The sequence below is a fragment of the Amycolatopsis sp. SB7-3 genome (assembly GCF_041021335.1).
GTDB lineage: Bacteria > Actinomycetota > Actinomycetes > Mycobacteriales > Pseudonocardiaceae > Amycolatopsis > Amycolatopsis japonica.
Map to the genome: position 1 here is coordinate 71,613 of NZ_JBFPJQ010000008.1, position 22,905 is coordinate 94,517.

Annotated in this window: 18 protein-coding genes; 5 read left to right on the plus strand and 13 right to left on the minus strand. The window is 68.9% G+C overall.

Annotation, left to right across the window (positions count from 1 at the left end; all coding sequences use genetic code 11):
* Window positions 1-11: 11 nt before the first annotated feature.
* The 4 genes from AB8M46_RS36740 to AB8M46_RS36755 form a co-directional block, all read right to left on the minus strand.
* A complete protein-coding gene (locus AB8M46_RS36740; protein ID WP_037346781.1) occupies window positions 12-668 on the minus strand; it encodes a histidine phosphatase family protein in 657 nt (218 codons plus the stop codon).
* Entirely contained in the window at window positions 669-1,730 is a 1,062-nt protein-coding gene (locus AB8M46_RS36745; RefSeq protein ID WP_394363164.1) for a phosphotransferase family protein, read from the minus strand.
* Window positions 1,727-2,479, minus strand: a complete 753-nt coding sequence (locus tag AB8M46_RS36750; protein WP_394363165.1) for an SDR family oxidoreductase — start codon at window positions 2,477-2,479, stop codon at window positions 1,727-1,729. Before AB8M46_RS36750 ends, AB8M46_RS36745 begins: the two co-directional genes overlap by 4 nt.
* A 101-nt stretch (window positions 2,480-2,580) precedes the next feature.
* Window positions 2,581-3,831, minus strand: a complete 1,251-nt coding sequence (locus tag AB8M46_RS36755; protein WP_037346775.1) for a S8 family peptidase — start codon at window positions 3,829-3,831, stop codon at window positions 2,581-2,583.
* A gap of 261 nt (window positions 3,832-4,092) precedes the next feature.
* Here AB8M46_RS36755 and AB8M46_RS36760 point away from each other — a divergent pair, with 261 nt between their 5' ends.
* Window positions 4,093-5,043, plus strand: coding sequence for a hypothetical protein (locus tag AB8M46_RS36760; RefSeq protein WP_152611104.1), 951 nt, complete (start codon window positions 4,093-4,095; stop codon window positions 5,041-5,043).
* On the opposite strand, the gene AB8M46_RS36765 is transcribed toward AB8M46_RS36760, so the two are convergent.
* A complete protein-coding gene (locus tag AB8M46_RS36765; protein WP_037346774.1) occupies window positions 5,040-6,674 on the minus strand; it encodes an acyl-CoA synthetase in 1,635 nt (544 codons plus the stop codon). The two genes, AB8M46_RS36760 and AB8M46_RS36765, sit on opposite strands and share 4 nt — an antisense overlap.
* Window positions 6,675-6,824: 150 nt before the next feature.
* On the opposite strand from AB8M46_RS36765, the gene AB8M46_RS36770 reads away from it, so the two are divergent.
* Window positions 6,825-8,531, plus strand: coding sequence for a bifunctional 3'-5' exonuclease/DNA polymerase (locus AB8M46_RS36770; protein ID WP_394363166.1), 1,707 nt, complete (start codon window positions 6,825-6,827; stop codon window positions 8,529-8,531).
* A gap of 257 nt (window positions 8,532-8,788) precedes the next feature.
* Here AB8M46_RS36770 and hrpA read toward each other — a convergent pair whose 3' ends face one another.
* The 5 genes from hrpA to AB8M46_RS36795 all read right to left on the minus strand — a co-directional run bounded on the left by hrpA (window position 8,789) and on the right by AB8M46_RS36795 (window position 17,067).
* Window positions 8,789-12,673, minus strand: coding sequence for an ATP-dependent RNA helicase HrpA (gene hrpA / locus AB8M46_RS36775; protein ID WP_394363167.1), 3,885 nt, complete (start codon window positions 12,671-12,673; stop codon window positions 8,789-8,791).
* A gap of 125 nt (window positions 12,674-12,798) precedes the next feature.
* Entirely contained in the window at window positions 12,799-13,962 is a 1,164-nt protein-coding gene (locus AB8M46_RS36780; RefSeq protein ID WP_360129283.1) for a lactate 2-monooxygenase, read from the minus strand.
* A gap of 13 nt (window positions 13,963-13,975) precedes the next feature.
* Complete coding sequence (locus tag AB8M46_RS36785; protein WP_038517693.1) at window positions 13,976-15,184, minus strand: cation:proton antiporter; 1,209 nt, start codon at window positions 15,182-15,184, stop codon at window positions 13,976-13,978.
* A gap of 42 nt (window positions 15,185-15,226) precedes the next feature.
* Window positions 15,227-15,538, minus strand: a complete 312-nt coding sequence (locus tag AB8M46_RS36790; protein WP_037346766.1) for a hypothetical protein — start codon at window positions 15,536-15,538, stop codon at window positions 15,227-15,229.
* A gap of 62 nt (window positions 15,539-15,600) precedes the next feature.
* Complete coding sequence (locus tag AB8M46_RS36795; protein WP_037346764.1) at window positions 15,601-17,067, minus strand: APC family permease; 1,467 nt, start codon at window positions 17,065-17,067, stop codon at window positions 15,601-15,603.
* Window positions 17,068-17,256: 189 nt separating this feature from the next.
* Here AB8M46_RS36795 and AB8M46_RS36800 point away from each other — a divergent pair, with 189 nt between their 5' ends.
* The gene (locus AB8M46_RS36800) at window positions 17,257-17,898 is read left to right on the plus strand and encodes a GPP34 family phosphoprotein (protein ID WP_394363168.1); all 642 of its coding nucleotides are present in this window, start codon (window positions 17,257-17,259) and stop codon (window positions 17,896-17,898) included.
* A 120-nt stretch (window positions 17,899-18,018) separates the two neighbouring features.
* Window positions 18,019-18,870 carry a chitosanase gene (locus AB8M46_RS36805; protein ID WP_394363169.1) on the plus strand — a complete coding sequence of 284 codons (852 nt, stop codon included), beginning with the start codon at window positions 18,019-18,021 and terminating at the stop codon, window positions 18,868-18,870.
* Window positions 18,871-18,955: 85 nt separating this feature from the next.
* On the opposite strand, the gene AB8M46_RS36810 is transcribed toward AB8M46_RS36805, so the two are convergent.
* The 3 genes from AB8M46_RS36810 to AB8M46_RS36820 are packed head-to-tail and all read right to left on the minus strand — an operon-like array spanning window position 18,956 to window position 21,129.
* Window positions 18,956-19,948, minus strand: coding sequence for a PHP domain-containing protein (locus AB8M46_RS36810; protein ID WP_394363170.1), 993 nt, complete (start codon window positions 19,946-19,948; stop codon window positions 18,956-18,958).
* 18 nt (window positions 19,949-19,966) lie between these two features.
* Window positions 19,967-20,470: a metallophosphoesterase family protein gene (locus AB8M46_RS36815; protein ID WP_394363171.1), complete on the minus strand. Its 504-nt coding sequence runs from the start codon at window positions 20,468-20,470 to the stop codon at window positions 19,967-19,969.
* Entirely contained in the window at window positions 20,470-21,129 is a 660-nt protein-coding gene (locus tag AB8M46_RS36820; RefSeq protein ID WP_037346750.1) for a GntR family transcriptional regulator, read from the minus strand. Before AB8M46_RS36820 ends, AB8M46_RS36815 begins: the two co-directional genes overlap by 1 nt.
* A 35-nt stretch (window positions 21,130-21,164) precedes the next feature.
* On the opposite strand from AB8M46_RS36820, the gene araD reads away from it, so the two are divergent.
* A complete protein-coding gene (gene araD / locus AB8M46_RS36825) occupies window positions 21,165-22,883 on the plus strand; it encodes an L-arabinonate dehydratase (RefSeq protein WP_394363172.1) in 1,719 nt (572 codons plus the stop codon).
* Window positions 22,884-22,905: the final 22 nt, after the last annotated feature.

Genomic DNA, 22,905 nt, shown 5'->3' on the forward strand with positions numbered 1-22,905 from the left:
GCGTATGTCTCCTAGCGGTAGGTGAGCAGTTCCGCGGCTTCCGCCTCGAAATGCGGATGTTCGTTGAACGACAACAGGGTCACCCCGCCGCGGCCGGACACCAGTTTGGTGATGCCCGCGTTCACGGTGACCCGGTTCAGTTTCAGCAGCCCCGCCTCCGGCGTGCCCATGAGCGCGCCACAGACCGTCGCGATCACGCCACCGGAGCTGAAGACGACGGCGTGCTCGCCCTTGCCCAGCGACGCCACGACATCGGCCAGCGCGCCCTTGACCCGCTCCAGGAACCGGGGCCAGGTCTCGGCGCACGGACTCGAATCCCCCGCCGACACCCACGCGTTCAGGGCACCGTCCAAAGCGGCCTGATACGCCCGCGAGTCGGTCTGCTGGACACCGGCGGCGTGATACTTCGCGATGTCGACGTGGTCGTACTCGTTCCAGCGCTCGTCCTCGACGACGGCGATACCGGAGCCGAGCACCTTCAACGCCGTCGCGGCCGTGTCTCGTTGGCGGGCAAGGGAACCCGCCCGCGCCTGGGTGAACTCGACGCCTCGGCGCAGCAGTTCCTCACCGACCACAGTGGACTGCTCGAAACCGCGCGGCGAGAGCTGGTCGTAGTTCTCCGCGCCGAACGACGCCTGTCCGTGCCGGACCAGATAGATCGCGCCCATCTACGCGGTTCCTCCTCCGATGATCCGGCGGCAGCGGCCGTCGAGGTAGCCGACGAACTGCCAGAGGTCCTTCAACGCCGGATTGGTCGTCTGTCCCGCGTGGTAGCGGTAGTAGATCTGCTGGATCACCACCGCGAGCCGGAACAGGCCGTACACCTCGTAAAACGTCCAGTCGCCGATGTCGAGACCGGACCGTTCCGCGTACCGTCGCACGAATTCCTCGCGCGTGTACATCCCCGGCAGGTGCGTCGGCTGACGACGGCTGAGCTTCATGACGTCGTCATCGTCGTCCTGCACCCAGTACGCCAGGGTGCTGCCCAGTTCCATCAGCGGATCGCCGAGGGTGGCCATCTCCCAGTCGAGCACGCCGACGATGCCGAGATCGTCGTCGAGCACCAGGTTGTCGAGCCGGTAGTCGTTGTGGATCAGGCAGATCTTCACCTCGGACGGCTGGTTCTCCTTCAGCCACGCCATCACGTCGGCGCAGTCCGGGACGTTCTCCGTGCGGGCCTTGAGGAACCGCTCCGACCAGCCTCGCACCTGGCGCTCGACGTAACCGGCGCCCTTGCCGAGGTCGGCCAGCCCGGCGGCCTCGACGTCGACGGCGTGCAACTCGACCAGCCGGTCGACGACCTTGCCGCACAGTTCACGCGCACTGTCGGGCGGCAGGTCGAAACCGGCGGGCAGATCTCCGCGCAGGATCAGGCCTTCGAGCCGCTCCATCACGTAGAAGTCGCCGCCGAGCACGCTTTTGTCGTCGCAGAAGGCGAGAACCTCGGGCACGTAAGGGAAGACCGGGCGCAACGCCTGCTGGACCCGGAACTCGCGGCGCATGTCGTGCGCGGACGCGGCCTTGTGCCCCAGCGGCGGCCGCCGCAGGATCAGCTCGCGATCCGGATAGGTCAGCAGATACGTGAGGTTCGAGGCGCCGCCAGGGAACTGGCGGACCCCGGGCGGCGCGTCGCCGAGCCCGGGCACCCGCGCGGCCAGCCAGGCGTGCACGGCGGCCGGGTCGAACGAGTCCTCTCCGCGTACCTCGACGGTCTTGTCCGCGACGGTCATCCGAACTTCTTCAGCAAGGGAGCCGGGACGAGCGGGAAGAGCTTCGAGAGCACGCTCCACGGCCACGTCGGCACGAACGCCTTCGCCGTCTCGGATTCGATCGCCTTCACGAGCGCCTGCGCGCCCGGCTCCGCCCTGACGGCGCCCGGAAGCTTCGAGATGTCTTCGTTCATCTCCGATTCGATGAACCCGGGGTGCAGCGTGGTGACCTTGATCGGAGTCTTCAGCAGCTCGATCCGGGTTCCCTCGGCGAACGCCGAGATACCCGCCTTCGAGGCGGCGTACGCGGTGGCGTTGCCCGGCACGCCACGAAGCGCGAGGAAGGAGGAGACGACCACGAGGTGGCCTTCCTTCTGTTTCCGGAAGATGCCGACGGCGGCTTCGATCTGGGCGGCCGCGGCGAGGAAGTTCGTCTGCAGGGTCTCGCGGTTCGCGTCGAAGCGGCCGGTGCCGATCCGCTGTCCCTTGCCGAGCCCCGCGTTCACGATCACGCGATCGAGGGAGCCGAGCTCCTCGCGGAATTCCTCGAAGACGGCGAAAACCTGGTCGTTGTCGTTCACGTCGAGCTTCCGGGTGACCACGGTGATGCCGGGGTACGCCTTCTTGAGCTCCGCGGCGAGGGTTTCGAGCCGGTCGACACGGCGGGCGGCCAGCGCCAGGTTGCGCCCTCTCGCGGCGTACTGCCTGGCCATTCCTTCGCCGAGTCCGGAGCTCGCCCCGGTGATCAGGATGTTCTTCCGCAGGACCATGGGCAGGAGCTTACCCGTTGGTAACAAGTCTGGGAGCCCCTTGGACAGGGGGCTGCCCCCGGCGCCTGGAGTTCGCCGGGGGCAGCCTGTCCGCAAGGGCCTTACTTGACCTGGAGCAGCTTGTTCGCCGTTCCACCGGTCGGGTTGCTGATCTTGCCGTCCGCGGCGGCGGCGACGAGACCTTCGGCGACCTGGGCCGGGGTGGCGTCAGGGTGCGCCGAGAGGTACAGCGCGGCGGCACCGGCGACGTGCGGCGCGGCCATCGAGGTACCGCTGATGGTGTTGGTGGCGTCGTCACCGGTACCCCACGTGGAGGTGATGTCGACACCCGGCGCGTACAGGTCGACGACCGAACCGTAGTTCGAGAAGCTGGCCTGCTTGTCGGTCTTGTCGCTGGCGGCCACGGTGATGGCCTCCTTGACCCGGGCCGGGGAGGTGGTGCCGGCGTCGGAGGACTCGTTGCCCGCCGCGAGCGCGAAGGTCACGCCCTTGTCGATGGCACCCTTGACCGCCGCGTCCAGGGCGTCGTCCGCGCCGCCGCCCAGGCTCATGTTGGCGACCGACGGGCCCTTGGCGTTCGCCGCGACCCAGTCGACACCGGCGACGACACCCTCGGTGGTGCCGCTGCCGTTGGCGTCCAGCACGCGGACGCCGACGATCTTCACGCCCTTGGCCAGACCGTGGTCCGTGCCGCCGATGGTGCCGGCGACGTGCGTGCCGTGGCCGTGCTCGTCGTTGGGGGTGTCGTCGTTGTCGACGAAGTCCTTGCCGCCGGTCGCGCGGTCACCGAAGTCCTTGTGCGAGCCGCGGACACCGGTGTCGATGACGTAGGCGGTGACGTTGTCGGCCTTCACCGGGTAGGTGTACTTGTTGTCGAGCGGAAGGTCCGCCTGGTCGACCCGGTCCAGACCCCACGACGGCGGGTTGTCCTGGGTCTCGCTGATCTTGAACGTCTTGTTCTGGACGACGTACGCGACCTGCGGGTCGGCGGCGAGACGCTTCGCGGCGGCCTCGTCGGCCTTGATCGAGAAGCCGTTCAGCGCCGAGCCGAAGGTGCGGGACAGCGTGGTGCCGTACTGACCGGTGAGGCCCTGCGCCTTGGCGGCCACGTTCGCGGTGATCTCGCTCGCCGCGGCGACGCCCTGGCCGACCGCGGTGGGCTTGAGGACGACGATGTAGCTGCCGCCGACCGCGTTGGCCGCACCCGCGCCGCGGATCTCGCCCTGCTGGTCGGCGTTGGCCGCACCCGCGCCGAACGTGGCGACCGCCGCGGTCACACCGGCGAGGGCGACTCCCGCCACGAGGCCGCTACGGGTCTTTCGGGACTTCAGGTTCTTCCGGGACTTGCTCACTGGTTCCCTTCCTGCCGCGCCGTGCGGATCACCCGGGAGGATGATCGTTGTTGAGAGCCATGCAAGCCGGTGCGCAGGTGGCCGGGCAATGATTCACAGTTACCAGTACTAGGCCATTAGGAGTAACGGCGCTCGTCCGGAAAGTCGTTTTCTCCTGGCAGAAGGCGCCCCTGAAGCGTTACCTCAGACTGTTAAAGTTATTCGTGTTGTTATCAACCGGGCGGTGTCAGGGAACGGCAGACGGGGGCGGTCGGGCAGCATATGGTGGCGGGGAGCGCGGCGGACCGAGTGACCACGGACGATGATGATCAACCGCGTACCGCGTTCGCCACCGCGTTGCGATCGGCCATCGCCACGAGCGGCCTGAGTCTCGACCGTATCCAAGCCCGGCTGCTCGCGCGCGGCGCGTCGGTGAGCGTGACCGCGCTGAGTTACTGGCAATCGGGCAAACGTCAGCCGGAACGGCAGAGTTCGCTGTCCGCCGTCCGGGTGCTCGAAGAGGTGCTGGCGATCCCCGCCGGATCGCTGCTCAGTCTGCTCCCGCCGCCGCGGCCGCGCGGGGCATCGTCACGCCGCAGCCGGGCCACCACCGAGCAGCCGCTGACCTTCCCGCTCGAAGCGCTCCAGGCGCTGCTGGAGAAGGTCGGCGCGCCCAACGCGCTCGAACAACACCATCAGCTGAAACTCGTCGGCCTGCACGACCTGTGCGAGATCGCCGAGGACGGCGGGCAACGCGCGGTGACCGCGCGGGCGGTGTTCCAGGCGGGCGCGGACGGGCAGGACCGCTGGCTGCTGGTGTACGCCCAGGGCGACCCGGAAGCGGGGCCGCCGGTGCTGAACACGCTGCGCAACTGCCACGTCGGGCGCGCCGAGGTCGACGACGAGCACGGGCTCACGGTGGCCGAACTGCTCTTCGACCGGCCCATCGATCGCGGCGAGACTCACCTGATCGAGTACTCGCTGACCAACCCCGGGCCGCCGTACCCGGAATGCCGGAACACGCATTACCGCGAGTTCCGGCGTCCCGTGCGCGAATACCTGCTGGAGGTCCGGTTCGACCCGGAGTCCAGCCCGGCGAAATGCTGGCAGTATTCGCGCCAGGGCACGTCGCCGCTGGACCGGAAGGAACTCAAACCGGACCAGGGCAACGGTGTCCACGCCGTCGCGCTGGACTTCGGCCCCGGCGTCTTCGGCATCGACTGGGAGTACTAGTGGAGCTTGTTGCGCAGCACCTTCCCGGTCGCGTTGCGCGGTAGCTCGTCGAGGAACTCCACGTCCCGCGGCACCTTGTACCGGGCGAGGTTCGCCTTGACGTACTCGCGCACGCCGTCGACGTCCAGCTCCGACTTCTCGGCCCGCACCACGAACGCCTTCAGCCGCTGCCCGAACTCGGGATCCTCGACGCCGACGACCGCGGCTTCGATCACGTCCTCACGTTCGACCAGGAGGTTCTCCACCTCGATCGGGAAGACGTTCTCGCCGCCGGAGACGATCATCTCGTCGTCGCGGCCGTCGATGAACAGCAGGCCGTCCTCGTCGAAGTGGCCGACGTCGCCGCTGGACAGCAGCCCGTCGATGATCTCCTTGTTGCGCCCGTCGGTGTAGCCCTGGAAGCTCAGCCCGCTGCCGACGAACACGCGGCCGGTGACATGCGGCTCGGTGATCTTGCCGCCCTTTTCGTCGTACAGCGCCACCTTGCAGCCCACCGGCGCGCGGCCGACGGTGCCCGGCGCCTTGCGCCAGTCCTCGGGTGTCGCGACCGTCGCGACCGCGACCTCGGTGGAGCCGTAGAGGTTGTGCACGACGTCGCCGAACGCGGCGGTCGCGCGGTTCCCGAGATCCGGGGACAGCGCGGAGCCGGCGACGAAGATGATCCGCAGGCTCGAGGTGTCGTACTTGGCGCGGATCTCCTCGGGCAGGTCGACGATGCGCTGCAGCATCGTCGGCACGAGGACCAGCGTGGTGCAGCGGTTCTCCGCGACGCCGCGCAACGTCTCCTCAGGTACGAACTTGCGCCGCATGACGACCTTCGAACCGAGCGCGAACGACAGGATGAACTGCGACAACCCGGTGCCGTGGAACAGCGGCGCGCCCATGTAGGTCGCCTCGCCGGTGCGCAGCGGGATGCGGTCGAGGAACTGCGCGGAGGCCAGTGCGGAGGTGTGCGGCCGCGGCGCGCCCTTCGGCGTTCCCGTGGTGCCGCTGGTCAGCAGGATGAATCCGCCGGGTTTGGCGGGCGCGGGCCACGGACGGTCGTCGGTGCTGGCGACCAGTTCGGCGACGACCGGGATGCCGGCCGGGCGCGCGGTGTCCGAATCGACCCAGGCGAGATAGTGCTCGACGTCGCCCTCGACGGCGTCCAGCAGCTCGGTGAACTCCTGGTCGTACACGAGCGCGGTGACGCCTTCACGTTTCGCGACGTCCGCGAGCTGGGGTTTGGCGAACCCGGTGTTCATCAGCAGCAGCTTGGCGCCGAGTTTGCCCGAGGCGAGCATCGTCAGCACGAGACCGCGGTGGTCGCGGCACAGCGCGGCGATCACCGAACCCGGGCCGAGGCCGCGTTCGGACCACGCCCTGGCCAGCGCGTTCGACTGGGTGTCGAGCTGCTTGAAGGTCAGCGGCCCCAGCTCGTCGATGATGCCGGTCGCGGTCGGGTCGCGGCGGGCGGCGATCATGTTCGCCCCGGCGAACGGGCCCCACTTCCGCACCATGACCAGCGAACGCAGGCCCTCGTCCACCCGCGGGATCGGGAGCAGGCCCGCTTGGCGCATCACGTCGATGCTGCGCACGGTCTCGGTCACCTTGCCCGCCACCAGGGTGGCGAGGCCGGTGGGGTTTCTCATCCGGGCACCTCCGTTGCTGCTGCGGCGAGACACCATGCCACCGATGGTTCGCGTACCGGCGGTATGGGGTTGCTACTCGACAGTAGCCGACCGATAGCGCAGGCGCACTAGCCGTCTGGTGACAGAAATGTCGGAGGGAACCACCACAATGTGAGTGTGCAGGCGATCGCAGGTCAAGAGGAGGATGGCGACTTCGCGATCGCACTTTCCGGGCAGCCGCCGCGGCGCGGCCTGAAGCTCGCGGAGTTCGTCGCCGAAGTACGCGATCTGGAGGCGGAGCACTCACCCCGTTGGGTGTTCCCGTCGGTCGAAGGGACGTATCCCGTGTTGATCAAGGCGGGCGTCCGGGTGCGGCGCTGCCACGATCTGACGTTGATCGAGGGCTTGCTCCTGGCCCACGAGGGACGGCCGCAGGAGTCGCGAAGCCTGCGCGCGGCGCTGGCCAGGGCGAACGGGCAGGAGGCGCCCGCCGACGAGCCGCCGCTCTGGGCCGAGGACGACCAGCCGACGCTGTTCGAGACGCGCGGCCCTCGGCTGCCCGCCGGCGTCACGGTGATCGACGCGGCGCGCCGGGTGCTGGCCGAGCAGGAGAAACGGGTCGCGCTGACCGATCATCCGGAGCGGCTCCGGTTGCTCTTCGCGGCGGAGTCGGCGAGCGCGCTGGCGGCCGCGGAGATGTCGGCCGACGGGCTGCCGTGGCGGGCGGACCTGCATTTGGCGTTGCTGGCCGACCAGCTCGGGCCCCGCGTCCCGGCCGGGCAGCGCCCGAAACGGCTGGTCGAGCTGGCGGCGAAGATCAGCGACGCGTTCGGCGGGCGCCCGGTCAACCCGGACGCCCCGGCCAGCGTCGTCCGCGCGCTCGGCCGGGAGGGCATCGAGGTCTCGTCGGCGAGGAAGTACCTGCTTCGCGACATCGACCACCCCGCCGTCCCACCGCTGCTGGAGTACAAGGAGCTCGCGCGGCTGCATTCGGCCAACGGCTGGACCTGGCTCGACGAGTGGGTACGCGGCGGACGGTTCCGCCCGCACTACGTAGTGGGCGGGGTCGTCTCCGGCCGCTGGGCGAGCCGGGGCGGGGGCGCGCTGCAGATCCCGAAGGTCCTGCGGACCTGTGTCCGGGCCGATCCTGGCTGGAAGCTGGTGGTCGCCGACGCCGCGCAGCTGGAGCCGCGGGTGCTGACGGCGTTGTCCGGAGACCGCAAGCTCGCCGACGTCGCCGCGGCCACGGATCTGTACGCGAGCCTCGCCGAGGCGATGTTCTCCGGCGTGCGCCGGGTGCCCGTGCCCGCGTGGGACGACAGGGACGACCGGGACCGCGCGAAGATCGCGATGCTGTCGGCGATGTACGGCGGCACGTCCGGTGAGGCCGGGCCGCTGCTGGCGTTGCTGCGCACCAGGTTCCCGGACGCGGTGTCCTATGTGGAGCGTGCCGCGCAGGCCGGGGAGCGCGGGGAGCGCGTCCGCTCGCGGCTGGGCCGGACGTCGCCCGCGCCGTCGGAGGCGTGGCGCGCGCTGACCGGCGGGGTCGCGGCGGACGAGGCCGGCGAGCTGAAGGCGCGTCAGGCGGCGCGCAACTGGGGCCGGTTCACCCGCAACTTCGTCGTGCAGGCGAGTGCGGCGGACATGACCGCGGTCCTGCTGGCGACCCTGCGCGGCAGGCTGCCCGCCCCCGCGCACCTGGTGTTCTTCCAGCACGACGAGGTCTTGGTACACACCCCGGCCGACCTCGCCGACGAGGTCTCGCAGTCCATTGTGGACAGCATGGCCGAGGCGGCGCGGCTGCTCTTCGGTGCCGCCTGCCCGGTCCGGTTCCCGCTGCACATCGCTGCCGTGGACACCTACGCCGACGCCAAGTGACTCGCATCTAGTCCTCTGAATGCGGCTCGCATTTAGAGGACTAAATGCGGGCGGCGTCGTCCAAGCACGCGAGATCCGTCTCCAACCACGCGAGTACCGGCCCCAGCCACGCGAGTGCCGGGCTCAATCACGCGAGTCCCGTTTTCCAGCCCACGGAGCACACGTGATCAGGCGGCGAACTCGCGTGATCAGAGGGACGACACGCGTGATTGGGGGCGTGACTCGCGTGATTGAACGGCGAACTCGCATTTAGAGGACTAAATGCGGGCGGCGTCGTCCAGGGCCTTGATGACGCGCTTCAGCGAGACGGGGTGGGCGGTGCCCAGGGTCTGGGCGAAGAAGCTCACCCGCAGTTCCTCGATCATCCACCGGATCTCCCGCAGCGCGGGTGACGAAGTGCCCGGCGGGAGCGCGTCGAGGGCGGCCTGGTACTCGTTGCGCAGCCAGGCGATGTCGCCGGTGCGCTGGATGTCCCGGGTCGGCTCGGTGGGCAGCTTCTCCAGCCGCCGCTCGATCCCCCGCAGGTACCGGACGACGTGCTTGAGCCGGTCCTGCCCCGTCTCGGTCACGAAACCCTTATGCACCAACCCGTCCAGCTGCGCGCGGATGTCGGCGAGCGAGTCCTTCGGGCCGCGCGTGTCGGCCAGCCGGGTCTCGACGTCGTTGGCCGCGCGCAAGATCTTCTCGACGTTGGTCAGCACGTCGAGCACTCCCGCGTTCAGGCCCGCGCGCACCTTTTCCAGCAGGACGGCGAATCCGGCCTCGTCCCAGCGCGGTCCCCCGTTGTCGGCCACGAGCTTGTCGACCGCGCAATCCACACAGTCTTCGAGCAGCGCCGCCACCGAGCCGTGCGGATTCCGGTTCAGCACGAGTTTCGACGAGTTGCCGAGGCTGCGGGTGATGAACTTCATCGGCGACGGGATGTTCAGCCGCAGCATCCGCCGCGTGCCCGCCCACATCGACTGTTCCTGCTGGCCCGGCGTGTCCAGCAGCCGCACCGCCACGGAACCGCCTTCGTCGACCAGCGCCGGATACGCCTTGACGTCGTGCCCGCGCTGCTTGCTCGCGAACACCTTCGGCAGTTCGCCGAACGCGGGGGTCGTCAGCCCCTCGCGCTCGATGCTGTCGGCGGCCTTGGAGATCGTCGCGCGCACCTGGCCGCTCAGGTCTCGTTTGAGCGCCTCGATGTCCTTGCCTTCGGACACCTTCTTGCCGCGTACGTCGACGACGCGGAACGTCATCTTCAGATGCTCGGGGACCGTCGACAGCTGCCAGGCGTCGTCCGGGATCACCACCCCGCGCAACGCTTCCAGCTCGTCGGCGACCACGTGCAACAGCGGCCCGTCGGCCGGGCCGACCCGCGACAACACCAGTTTCGCGTGGTCGGGGGCCGGCACGAAATTGCGCCGGATCGCCTTGGGCAGCGACTTGATCAGCTGCGTCACCAGTTCTTCGCGCAGGCCGGGAACCTGCCAGTCGAAGCCGTCCGGGGTGACCTGGTTCAGCACCGGCAGCGGGATGTGCACGGTGACACCGTCCGCGTCGGCACCCGGCTCGAACTGGTACGTGAGCTTGAACGTCTGCGTGCCCTGCGTCCAGAAGTCGGGGTAGTCGGCCTCGCGCACGCCGCCCGCGGTCTCGTTGATGAGCATCGTCTTCTCGAAGCTCAACAGGTCGGGCTCGGTGTGCCGCGCCTTCTTCCACCAGCTGTCGAAATGCCGCGCGGAGACGACGTCGGCCGGGACGCGCTGGTCGTAGAACTCGAACAACGTCTCGTCGTCGACGAGGATGTCGCGACGGCGGGCCCGGTTCTCCAGGTCCTCGACCTCGTCGAGCAGCGCGCGGTTCTCGCGGAAGAAGTGGTGGCGGGTCTCCCAGTCGCCCTCGACCAGCGCGTGCCGGATGAACAGCTCGCGGCTCACCTCGGGATCGATGCGCCCGTAGTTCACCCGGCGGTCGGCGACGAGCGGGACGCCGTACAGCGTCACCTTCTCCGTCGCCATCACCGCGCCCTGCTTGCGTTCCCAGTGCGGCTCGGAGTAGTTCCGCTTCACGACGTGCCCGGCGAGCGGCTCGACCCATTCGGGCTCGATCCGCGCGTTGACCCGGCCCCACAGGCGCGAGGTCTCGACGAGTTCGGCCGACATGACGAACCGCGGCTGCTTCTTGAACAACGCCGAACCCGGGAACACCGAGAACCGCGCCCCGCGTGCGCCGAGGTAGTCGCCCTTGGCCGGATCCTTGAGGCCGACGTGCGACAGCAGCCCGGCGATCAGCGACGTGTGCACACGTTGCGGATCGGCCGGGCCGGAGGTGTTGAGCGTGATGCCGAGCGGTTTGGCCAGCTGACGCAGCTGGCTGAAGATGTCCTGCCATTCGCGGATGCGCAGGTAGTTCAGGTACTCGTTGCGGCACATGCGGCGGAACTGGTTGGTGGACAACGCCTTCTGCTGCTCGCTGACGTACTCCCACAGGTTGAGGTACGCCAGGAAGTCCGACGTCTTGTCCGCGAACCGCGCGTGCTGCTCGTCCGCCGCCTGCTGCTTCTCCGCCGGCCGCTCACGTGGGTCCTGAATGGACAGTGCGGAGGCGATGATCATCACTTCGCGGACGCAGCCGTTGCGCGAGGCCTCCAGCACCATCCGCGCCATCCGCGGGTCCACCGGGAGCTGCGCGAGCTTGCGGCCGGTCTCGGTGAGCTTCTTGCCGTCCGACATCTCGAACGCGCCGAGTTCCTGCAGCAGCTGGACGCCGTCGGTCACTTGACGGCGATCCGGCGGCTCCACGAACGGGAACGCCGCGATGTCGCCGAGCCCGAGCGAGGTCATCTGCAGGATGACCGACGCGAGGTTGGTCCGCAGGATCTCCGGATCGGTGAACTCGGGCCGCGCGTCGAAGTCGTCTTCGGAGTACAGCCGGATGCAGATACCGTCGGACGTCCGGCCGCAGCGGCCCTTGCGCTGGTTCGCCGATGCCTGCGAGACCGGCTCGATCGGCAGCCGCTGCACCTTGGTGCGATGGCTGTAGCGCGAGATCCGCGCGGTGCCGGGGTCGATGACGTACTTGATGCCGGGCACGGTCAGCGAGGTCTCGGCGACGTTCGTCGCGAGTACGACACGGCGCCCGGTGTGGCGCTGGAACACCCGATGCTGGTCCGACGACGAAAGCCGCGCGTACAGCGGCAGGATCTCGGTGTTCCTCAGGTCCTGTTTGGACAGCGCGTCCGCCGCGTCGCGGATCTCCCGCTCGCCGGAGAGGAACACCAGGATGTCCCCTGGTCCCTCGTGCTGGAGCTCGTCGACGGCGTCGCAGATGGCCTGTGTCTGGTCGCGGTCCTGATCGGCGTCCGGATCGTCCGGGTCGATGATCGGCCGGTAGCGGACCTCGACCGGATACGTCCGGCCGGATACCTCCACGATCGGCGCGTCGTCGAAGTGCTTGGAGAACCGCTCCGGGTCGATCGTCGCCGAGGTGATGATCACCTTGAGGTCGGGGCGCCGGGGCAGGAGCTGCTTGACGTAGCCGAGGATGAAGTCGATGTTGAGGCTGCGCTCGTGCGCCTCGTCGATGATCAGCGTGTCGTACTGCCGCAGCATCCGGTCGGTCTGGATCTCGGCGAGCAGGATGCCGTCGGTCATCAGCTTGACCAGCGTGTCCTGGCCGGACTGGTCGGTGAACCGGACCTTGTAGCCGACGGTCTCGCCGAGTTCGGTGTTCAGCTCGGAGGCGATGCGATCGGCGACCGTGCGCGCGGCCAGCCGCCGCGGCTGCGTGTGCCCGATCTGGCCGCGGATGCCGCGGCCGAGTTCGAGGCAGATCTTGGGCAGCTGGGTCGTCTTGCCCGACCCGGTCTCCCCGGCGACGATCACCACCTGGTGGTCGCGGATGGCCTCGGCGATCTCGTCCTTCCGCTGGCTGACGGGCAGCTCTTCGGGGAAGGAGATCTTCGGGACGCTGTCCCGCCTGCGCGTGATGCGGAGTTCGGCGGCCTCGATGTCGGCCTCGATCTGGGCGGCGATCGACTCCGCGTTGCGCGCTTTGCGGGCACCGTCGAGCCGGCGCCGGAGGCGGTGCTCGTCGCGCGACATCAATTCGGGCAGGCGAGCGCGCAGGGCGCCGAGCGGGGAAGGTTGAGAAGCCATGACCGGCACCAGGATAGCCGTGCGTGACGATCCGGGCCTCCGAATATCCCGCACGTCACCACCACCCCACGCATTTCGTCCTCTGGATGCGGTAGTTGGCAGCGCGAACTACCGCATTCAGAGGACTAAACGCGGGTGAGGGAGGCCGGAGTGAGGTCGGCGAGCCGCCGGTGCCCGGACAGGCCCATGGTCAGGTCGAGGTCGGCGAGCAGGCTCCGCAGCACGTGCCGGACGCCGTCCTCCCCCGCGTGCGCCAGGCCGTACACCCACGGCCGCCCGACCAGCACGGCCTTGGCCCCGAGCGCGAGCGCCTTGGCGATGTCGGCGCCGGTACGGATCCCGGAGTCGAACAGGATCTCCAGCCGGTCGCCGACCGCGGCCACGATCTCCGGGAGCGCGTCGAGCGACGCGATCGCGCCGTCGACCTGGCGGCCGCCGTGGTTGGACACGACGATCCCGTCCATCCCGGCGTCCACGGCACGGCGCGCGTCGTCGGGATGCTGGATGCCCTTGAGCACGATCGGCCCGTCCCAGTGCTCGCGCAGGAACGGCAGCCGGTCCCAGGTGCTGTCGGTGCCGGTGATCATCGAGATCCAGCGCAGGATCGCGGTCGGCGCGTCCTCTTCCGGCGTCTTCTCCAGCAGGCCGCGGAACACCGGGTCGCTCAGCGGGACACCGAGCCCCTCGCCCTTGATGAACGGCAGGTACGCGTGGTCGAGGTCGTTCGGGCGCCAGGCGAGGGTCCAGGTGTCGAGGGTGACGACGAGCGTGGTGAACCCGGCGGCCTTCGCCCGCGCCAGGATGCTCGCGCAGACGTCGTTGTCGGTCGGCCAGTACAGCTGGAACCAGCGCGGCCCCTCACCACTGGCCTCGGCGACGTCCTCGATGCTCGTGGACGACGCCGTCGACATGACGTAGGGCAGGCCGACAGACGCCGCGGCCCGCGCGGCCGCCGGCTCGGCGCCCTCGTGGACGATCGACTGGACGCCGACCGGCGCCAGCAGCACCGGCGCCGGAACGGGCGTGCCCAGCACGGTCGTGGACAGATCGCGTTCGGTGGCGCCGGTGAGCATCCGCGGCACCAGGCGCCACCGGTCGAAGGCCTCGCGGTTGGCCCGGGCGGTGGCGCCGGAACCGGCCGAACCGGCGACGTACCAGAACGGTCCAGGCTCCAGGATCTCCCGCGCCGACTCCTCCAGTTTCGTGGCGTCGGTGGAGCACGGCGGGAAGGTGCCGCCGAGTCCCTGCAGGTAGATCTCGTTCTGGTAGCCGCCGAACCGCTCCGTCACCCAGGCCTCCTCGTCACGTCGCCCTGGCCGGCTCGTCGCGGCGGGTCGAGCCTCGGACAATACTCGCCGGTAGCAACCAGGTGAGTTTCTCGGAGCGGATGACCGCGACTGGACCGATCACGGCCAGCAGGAGGACATAGCCCGCGACGAACGGCGCGACCCTCGAGTCGAGCCCGGCCGCGGTCGCCATCGCCGCGAGCACCAGTGAGAACTCGCCCCTGGTGAGCACGGTCAGCCCGATGTTCACCCCGGCCTGGCGATCGAACCCGTTGACCCGCGCGGCCAGCGCGCCCGCGCCCAGGTTCAGCACGATCGTCAGCGCCACCGCGATCAGCACCGGCACGACCACCGAGCCGACCGCGTTCGGGTCGATGCTGAGCCCGAAGATGAAGAAGAACAGCGCGCCGAACGCGTCCCGCAGCGGGAGCACCAGCTTGTGGATCCGCGGCGCGACCTTCGAGCCGCCGAGCATCATGCCGACCATGAACGCGCCGATGGCGTCGGACACCCCGACCTCCTCGGCGACGGCGGCGCCCATGACCGCGACCCCGACGAAGCAGACGGTCAGCAATTCGTCGTCGGCCGAGCCGAACAGCTTCGACACCACCCGGCCACCCCAGCGGGCGAGCGCGGCCATCACGATCAGGAACGCGAAGGCCTTGCCGAAATCGGCGAGCGCCGAGCCGAAGCTCCCGGCGCCGGACAGCACCGGCTGCAGCAAGGCCAGGTAGAGGGCGAGGAAGATGTCCTCGATCACGATGATGCCCATGATCAGCCGGGATTCGGGGTTGTCCATCCGGCGGGATTCGAGCAGGAGTTTGGTGACGATCGCCGACGACGAGATCCCGATGGCACCGGCGATGACCAGTGCCTCCCTGGTCCCCCAGCCGAGCAGGAAGCCGAAGGCGAGCCCGCCGCCGATGTTCAGGATCAGGTAGATCAGCCCGGACCAGACGAGTTTGCGCCCGCCCTTGGCCAGGTCGTCGAGGGAGAACTCGAGGCCGAGGTAGAACAGGAGGAAGACGAGGCCGAGCCCGGCGAGCACACCGAGTTCCTTCGGATCGTCCACAAGGGACAGTCCGGGGGTGTTGGGGCCGAAGACGAAACCGGCCAGCATGAACAGGGGGATCGTGGGCAGCCCGATACGGGCGCCGGCTCTGGCGATGACACCGGCGGCGAGGAACGCCCCGCCGACGGCCAGCAGGGCATGACCGGAACTCATGGAGACCTCCGATGGATGGCTGATACGGGCAGAAGACGCCGGTCAGCGCGGAGGTGCCCGTGCGGGCGCCTGGGGCACCGCACGGGTGATGACGACGGGTTCGTCCTGCTCAGGGACGTGGCCGGCGTCGGGGAGGTCGACGGTCTCCGCTTCGGCGGGAGCGTCGGCGAGGGGAACGGCCTGCCCGCCGTGGAAGGCGGGCAGCGGATGGGTCGCGAAAACGGCGACGGGATCTTCCTTCGCGGCCCGGCCGTGCCCGTGGGGAACGGTCGGCGTGACGAAGGCGAAGACGAGCAAGATCAGCAGGAAGAAGACGGAACGGTGCCGTGCGGCGGGGGCACGGGTCGTCGTCATCTGCCGACCACTTTACCATTCCTTTATAGACATATCGACGGGGGTCCGTCGCGCATGTCCATTTAGGACAGTTTGACGGCGGCGAGCTCCTCGTCCTCGAGCGGGCCGCCGATGGCGGCGTAGGTCTCGGGATCCCTCGTCCGCAACACTTCCGCGCGCAGGAAGCCCGCCAGCGCGGCGACGAGCACGAGACCGGGCAGCCCCCAGCGCAACACGAACGTCCCGGCCGGGCCGAGCAGCAGATCGAAGTTGAGCAGGATCAGCGCCAGGACGGCCGACAGCGCGAGGATCGCCAGCGACGGCGCGATCCAGCGGCGCCAGGCGTTTTCGGCGTGACGGCGCCGTTTGAAAAAGCCGATCACCGAAAGCGAGACGGCGATCATGATCACCACGACCCCGGTCGACGCCGTCGTGCCGAGCCAGGTGAACAGTTCGGTCACCGGGTCGCGGCCCGCGATCGCGAAGAGCGACACGACCACCAGCGCGAGCGCGGTCTGCGTGAGCGAACCGGCCACCGGCGCGCCGGTGCGTTTGCTGGTCTTGGCCAGCGATCGCGGCAACAGCCCCTCCCTGCCCAGCGCGAAGAAGTACCGCGCGACGGCGTTGTGGAAACTCAGCAGCGCCGCGCACTGGCCGGTGACGAACAGCGTGTACGCGACGTCGGAGAACGTGCCGCCGAGATGTTCGCCCGCCAGATTGAACAGCAGATCCGGGCCTTGGGCGGCCGCGGTCGTCACGATGACGTCCGGCCCGGCGCCCACGGCCAGCGCGAGCGACGAGACGACGTAGAGCACCGCGGTGAGCGCGATCGCGGCGAACGTCGCCCGGCCGACCGTGCGGCTGGGTTCCCGGGTCTCCTCGCCGTAGGTCGCCGCGCCCTCGAAACCGATGAACGCGGCCGCGGAGAACGCGAACACCGCGCCCACCCCGGTGGTGAACAGGCTCGACGGTTCCAGCGGGACCAGGGAAACGCTGCCACCGGCCGGATTCGCGAACAACGCGATGTCGACGATCGCGACGACGGCCACCTCGAGGCACAGCGCGACCCCGAGCACCTTGGCGTTGAGATCGACCCGCAGGACGCCGAGCGCGCCGACGAGGAGCACCATCACCAGCGCGCACAACCACCACGGCGGCGGGGATCCGGTGAGCGTGCCCAGCCAGGTCGACACCGACCAGCCGAACAGGCCGTAGATGCTGATCTGGATGGCGTTGTAGGAGATCAGCGTGACGAACGCGATCCCGGCGCCGGTGGATTTGCCGACCCCGTTGGCGACGTACGGGTAGAAGGCGCCCGCGTTGGTGATGTAGCGGCTCATCGCCGCGTACCCGACCGCGAACAGGCCCAGGATCGGGGCGAGCAGAAGGAACGACAGCGGCACCCCGACACTGCCGGTGACCGCGTAGTTCGTCGGGACCCCGCCCGCGATGGCGAAGAGCGGACCCGCCGCGGCCACCACGAAGAACACGATCTGGGCGGCTCCGAGCCGCCGATGACCGAGACCGCGCCGCGGTCTTTGCGTACCCATGGACCCGTCCCCCGGACGTCGGTTTGGCGGTGTGGAGGTTCTTGATCTTGTGAAGCCATCCCACCCTAGGGCCGGGCACCACGGCGAGGTACGTCCGTTCAGGCTAAAAACGGACCTCGGGTCGCAGCGGTACCCGCACTACCGCTACTTTGGCCGTCCCGCACCACAACGCCGGAGGGCGTGCCATTCATGCGTCGGCTGACCTTGGTCGATTCCCTGTTCTTTCTCGCCCACGACGAGTTCACCGGAAAACCCGCGCTGCGCCGCACGGGACTCGGCATCGGAATGGCCGGTTCCGCGCTCTGCGATCTCCTCCTCGCCGAGCGGATCACCGTGGAACGCAAGCGAATCCGCCCGCTGTCACGACGCGGCCTCGCCCATCCCCCGCTCGACGGGGTGTTCTCGGAAATCCTCCGCGAACGCGAACGGCACACCGTCCGGGAATGGGTCACCCATCTCCGGCACGACCTCGGGGAAACGGTCGCGGACAATCTGCTCGCCGCCGGGGTGATCGACCGCGAGACCGACCGGATGCTCATCCGGAGGAATCACCGGTACCCGCCGCGGGATCTGCTGATGTCGACGGCGGCGCGCAGCAAGGTGCGGTCGGCCGTCCTCGGCACCGAACAGCCGGATCCGCATTCGGTCTGCCTGGCCCTGCTGGCCTGGACCATCGGGCTCGACGACTTCTGCGAACCGGAACTCGACCGCGCGGGCCTGCGCGGCTGGGCCGAGTCCACCCATCGGGAACTTCCGAAGGCGCTCGCCGAACTGATCTCGGGGGTCGACGCGGTATGCGCCGCCGTCGTCTACACCGGCGAACGCCGGTAACCGAAAATCTTCGACCGGCTCTCCCCCTTGCCGGAAACTGTCACCCGTGGTTATCGTGTGCCCACGCCGCAGCAACACCTTGACAGAAATGACAATTCTCTGTGGAAAGGGACACCTTTCATGAGTGACACCCTGCGGCCCGCGATGCGTCGTGCTCTCGGCGCGGTCTCCGTTCTCGCCCTCGCCGTTTCCGGCCCCGTCGCGCTCTCCTCGCTCGCGTCCGCGGCGCCCGTCCCGGCGTCGGCGTCGATCTTCGCCTCCGGTGGCGACCTCGCCTCGCCGGAGAAGAAGGAGATCGCGATGCAGATCGTCTCCAGCGCGGAAAACTCTTCGCTGGACTGGAAAGCGCAGTACTCCTACATCGAGGACATCAACGACGGGCGCGGGTACACGGCCGGCATCATCGGGTTCTGCTCCGGCACCGGGGACATGCTGGAACTCGTCGAGCGCTACACGAACTCGGTGCCGGACAACCCGCTCGCGGAATACCTCCCGGCGCTGCGCGAGGTCGACGGCACCGATTCGCACGAAGGGCTCGGCAGCGGTTTCGAAAACGCGTGGCGGGAGGCCGCCGGTCGCGAGGACTTCAAGGCGGCGCAGAACGGTGAACGCGACCGTGTCTATTTCGACCCGGCGGTGAATCAGGCGAAATCGGACGGCCTGGGCGCACTGGGACAATTCATCTACTACGACGCCATCGTGATGCACGGCCCGGGCACCAGCCAGGACAGCTTCGGCGGAATCCGCTCGGCCGCTCTCCAGCAGGCCAAGCCGCCCGCGCAGGGTGGTGACGAGACGGCGTACCTCAAGGCGTTCCTCGACGCGCGGCGCGTGGTCATGAAGCAGGAAGAGGCGCACGCGGACACGTCGCGGATCGACACCGCCCAGCTGGTGTGGCTCAACGACGGCAACCTCGATCTGCACACCCCGCTGAAGTGGGCGGTCTACGGGGACCCGTACGAGATCGGCTAGCGCACCGCGACGCATGTCATGAAAGGGCCGTTCAGGACATCTTTCGTCCTGAACGGCCCTTTCATGACACACGCGAGGGGGTGAGCTAGCCCGCGAGCAGGTCCTCGGCGGTCCGCGTGTTGATCACCCGGTCCGGCTCGATCCCCAGTTCGTTGGCCCGTTCGCAGCCGAAGACCAGCCAGTCCAGCTGACCGGGGGCGTGCGCGTCGCTGTCGATCGCGAAATCGCAGCCGAGGTCGACGGCCAGGTTCAGCAGCCGCGTGGGCGGATCCCGGCGCTCGGGCCGCGAGTTGATCTCGACGGCGACCCCGTTGTCCCGGCAGGCGGTGAACACCGCTTCCGCGTCGAACTCCGACTCGGGCCGCTTCCCGCGGCCACCCATCACCAGCCGTCCGGTGCAGTGCCCCAGCACGCGGACCCGCGGATGCTGTACCGCGGCGATCATCCGCGGCGTCATCTCCTTCGTGGGCATCCGCAGTTTCGAGTGGACACTCGCGACGACGAAGTCCAGCCGCTCCAGCAGTTCCTCCTCCTGATCGAGCGTCCCGTCCAGGTGGATGTCGACCTCGATGCCGTGCAGGATCCGGAACGGCGCCATCGTCTCGTTCAGTTCCGCGACGACGTCCATCTGGCGGCGCAGCCGCTCGGGCGAGAGCCCGTTCGCGACGGTCAGCCGCGGCGAATGGTCGGTCAGCACCATCCATTCGTGGCCGAGCGCGCGGGCGGCCTCGGCCATCTCCTCGATCGGGCTCCCGCCGTCGGACCAGTCCGAATGGGTGTGGCAGTCGCCGCGCAGCGCCGCCCGCATCGCACCACCGTCGGGCAGCTTCGGCTCGCCGATCTTCTCGAAGTACGCGGGACGGCGCCCGGCGAGGACGTCTTCGACGACGGCCGCGGTCGCCTTGCCGATATTCGGCAACGCGGTCAACGTGCCCGCCGCGGCGCGTTTGCGCAGGTCGTCCGGCTCGACCTTGGCGATCACCGAGGCCGCCTGCCGGAACGCCCGCACCCGGTAGGTCGGCTCGCCCGCGCGTTCCAGCCGGAACGCGATCTCCCTCAACGCCTGCGCCGGTTCCATGCCTACCTGTCTACCCCGTCAGCGGCGAAGAGGCAGCTCATGCAGCGTGACATCGCGCAATTCGCCGTCGCGGACCTCGGCGGTCTGATAGGTGCAGAACGGCTGCCGCCGCCGATCGGTCGGCGAGCCGGGGTTCAGCAGCCGCATCCCGTTCGGGGTGACGGTGTCCCAAGGAATGTGGCTGTGCCCGAACACGAGGACGTCGGTGTCCGGGAAGAGTTCGTCGCAGCGCCGTTCACGGCCCTGTTTGGCGCCGGTTTCGTGGACGACCGCCAGCCGAACGCCGCCGAGGTCCGCCCGCGCGATCTCGGGGAGCCGCGCCCGCAGATCCGCTCCGTCGTTGTTGCCGTAGACGCCGATGAGCCGCTCGCTCCGGGCCTCGAGTTCGTCCAGCAGGGCGACCTCGACCCAATCGCCGGCGTGGACGACGACGTCCGCCGCGTCGACCTCGCGCCAGACCTGATCCGGCAGCGCCTTCGCGCGCAGCGGCAGATGGGTGTCGGCGATGAGCAGCAGCCGCATCAAGCGTCTCCGATGGTTTCGAGAGTCCGCTCCAGGAAATCGCCGATGTGGGTGCGCAGCAACCCGGCCGCGCCCTCGGCGTCGCCCTTCTTCGCCGCCGCCAGCACCGCTTTGTGTTCGTTCCATTCCTTGCGCCAGCTGGGATTCGCCTCCCAGCCGACCACGCTGATCAACGCGGCGCGGTCCCTGAGGTCGTCCAGTATCGACACCATCAGCGGGTTGCCGCAGCCGCTGTACAACGCACGGTGGAACCGGCGGTTGAGCAGGCTGAGCGCGGCGTGATCCTTGTCCGAGAGCGCCGCCGACGCCTCTTTCAACGCTTCCGCGGCGTCTTCGAGCAGGTCCGGGGAACGACGTTCGACCGACCGGCGCACGGCCTCGGGCTCCAGCACCATGCGGACGTCGTACACGGATTTCGCCAGCTCCGCGTCCACCACGCACACCGAAGCGCCCTTGTACGGGCTGAACGTGACGAGTCCCGTGTTCGACAGCACCTTGAGCGCTTCCCGGACCGGCGTCTTCGAGACGCCGAGCCGGGCCGCGAGTTCGGCTTCGACCAGCGGCTGGCCGGGCTTCAACTCCCGGGTGAGGATGCCGCGGCGGATCTCGTCGAGCACCACTTCGGTCCGTGAGGCGGGCAGGCTGAAGGTCGAAGACATGGGCCGATCATATATGAGATGCCATACTCGCGGTCATGAGGAACCCTGAGGAACTCCGCAGCCACCGCTGGTTCGGCGGCGACGGACTGCGCGGCTTCAGCCATCGGGCCCGGAGCAGGCAACTCGGCTACAACCCGGAGGAGCACCTCGGGAAACCCGTCATCGCGATCCTCAACACCTGGAGCGACATCAACCCCTGCCACATGCATCTGCGCGAGCGGGCGGAACAGGTCAAACGCGGGGTGTGGCAGGCGGGCGGATTCCCGCTGGAGTTCCCGGTCGCGACGCTGTCCGAGACGTTCCAGAAGCCCACGCCGATGCTCTACCGCAACCTGCTTTCCCTGGAGACCGAAGAGATCCTGCGGTCCTACCCGATCGACGGCGCGGTGCTCATGGGCGGGTGCGACAAGACGACACCCGCGTTGCTGATGGGCGCGACGAGCGCGGGACTGCCCGCGATCTTCGTGCCGGCCGGGCCGATGCTGCGCGGGCACTGGCGGAACGAGGTGCTCGGCAGCGGCACCGACATGTGGAAGTACTGGGACGACAAGCGGGCCGGGCTGATCGGCGACGAGGAACTGTCCGAATTGGAGCGTGGACTGGCCCGTTCTCCCGGAACCTGTATGACGATGGGGACCGCGTCCACGATGATGTCGGTCGCCGAAGTGCTCGGCCTGACCTTGCCCGGCGCGGCGTCGATCCCCGCCGTCGATTCGGCGCACCACCGGATGGCCGCGGCGAGCGGCGCGCGGGCCGTCGAGATGGTGTGGGAGGACCTCACCATCACGAAGATCCTCGACGAGCGCGCGTACGCCGACGCGATCACCACCGTGCTGGCGCTCGGCGGCTCCACCAACGCCGTCATCCACCTGATCGCGATGGCCGGACGCGGGCGGATCCCGTTGTCCGTCGACGATTTCGACGCGATCGCGCGCCGGGTGCCGGTGCTCGCGAACATCCGGCCCGGCGGCGACTGGCTGATGGAGGACTTCTACTACGCCGGCGGGCTTCCCGGTCTGCTCTCCCGGCTGACCGACCTGCTGCACACCGATCGCGTCACGGTCACCGGCCGGACCCTCGGCGAAAACCTGGCTTCGGCGAGGGTGCACGACGACGACGTCATCCGCACGCGTGACAATCCCGTCGCCACCGAAGGAGGAGTCGCGGTGCTGCGCGGGAATCTCGCGCCGTCGGGCGCGGTGATCAAGCACATCGCCGCCGAACCGCGGCTGCTCGTCCACACTGGACCCGCCGTGGTCTTCGACGACTACCGGGATTTGAAGAAGCGCATCAACGACCCCGCGCTCGGCATCACCGAGGATTCGGTGATGGTGCTGCGCGGATCGGGCCCGCTCGGCGGCCCCGGCATGCCCGAGTACGGGATGCTTCCGTTGCCGGATCACCTGCTGGCCAAGGGGGTCCGCGACATGGTCCGAGTTTCCGACGCCCGGATGAGCGGCACCAGCTACGGCGCCTGCGTGCTGCACGTCGCACCGGAGTCCCATGTGGGCGGTCCGCTCGCGCTCGTCCGCGACGGCGACCCGATCACCTTGGACGTCCCTTCGCGACGGCTGAGCCTCGACGTCGATGATGCGGAATTGCAACTCCGGCGGGAGGCCTGGAAACCGCCCGCACCGCGCTACGAACGTGGTTACGGCGCGTTGTACTCCGAACACATCACGCAAGCTGATGAAGGCTGTGACTTCGATTTTCTCGCACGGGTGGGCGAAAACCCGGAACCTGACGCCCAGTGACCACCCGACGGAGTGACCCGCT

Bases quoted from the DNA above. Each gene is read 5' to 3' on its own strand.
- AB8M46_RS36785 (WP_038517693.1), bottom strand. From the start codon at position 15,184: ATGAGTTCCGGTCATGCCCTGCTGGCCGTCGGCGGGGCGTTCCTCGCC.
- araD (WP_394363172.1), top strand. From the start codon at position 21,165: ATGAGGAACCCTGAGGAACTCCGCAGCCACCGCTGGTTCGGCGGCGAC.
- AB8M46_RS36820 (WP_037346750.1), bottom strand. From the start codon at position 21,129: ATGTCTTCGACCTTCAGCCTGCCCGCCTCACGGACCGAAGTGGTGCTC.
- AB8M46_RS36750 (WP_394363165.1), bottom strand. From the start codon at position 2,479: ATGGTCCTGCGGAAGAACATCCTGATCACCGGGGCGAGCTCCGGACTC.
- AB8M46_RS36745 (WP_394363164.1), bottom strand. From the start codon at position 1,730: ATGACCGTCGCGGACAAGACCGTCGAGGTACGCGGAGAGGACTCGTTC.
- AB8M46_RS36805 (WP_394363169.1), top strand. From the start codon at position 18,019: ATGAGTGACACCCTGCGGCCCGCGATGCGTCGTGCTCTCGGCGCGGTC.
- AB8M46_RS36815 (WP_394363171.1), bottom strand. From the start codon at position 20,470: ATGCGGCTGCTGCTCATCGCCGACACCCATCTGCCGCTGCGCGCGAAG.
- AB8M46_RS36810 (WP_394363170.1), bottom strand. From the start codon at position 19,948: ATGGAACCGGCGCAGGCGTTGAGGGAGATCGCGTTCCGGCTGGAACGC.
- AB8M46_RS36740 (WP_037346781.1), bottom strand. From the start codon at position 668: ATGGGCGCGATCTATCTGGTCCGGCACGGACAGGCGTCGTTCGGCGCG.
- AB8M46_RS36795 (WP_037346764.1), bottom strand. From the start codon at position 17,067: ATGGGTACGCAAAGACCGCGGCGCGGTCTCGGTCATCGGCGGCTCGGA.
- AB8M46_RS36790 (WP_037346766.1), bottom strand. From the start codon at position 15,538: ATGACGACGACCCGTGCCCCCGCCGCACGGCACCGTTCCGTCTTCTTC.
- AB8M46_RS36765 (WP_037346774.1), bottom strand. From the start codon at position 6,674: ATGAGAAACCCCACCGGCCTCGCCACCCTGGTGGCGGGCAAGGTGACC.
- AB8M46_RS36800 (WP_394363168.1), top strand. From the start codon at position 17,257: ATGCGTCGGCTGACCTTGGTCGATTCCCTGTTCTTTCTCGCCCACGAC.
- AB8M46_RS36760 (WP_152611104.1), top strand. From the start codon at position 4,093: ATGGTGGCGGGGAGCGCGGCGGACCGAGTGACCACGGACGATGATGAT.
- hrpA (WP_394363167.1), bottom strand. From the start codon at position 12,673: ATGGCTTCTCAACCTTCCCCGCTCGGCGCCCTGCGCGCTCGCCTGCCC.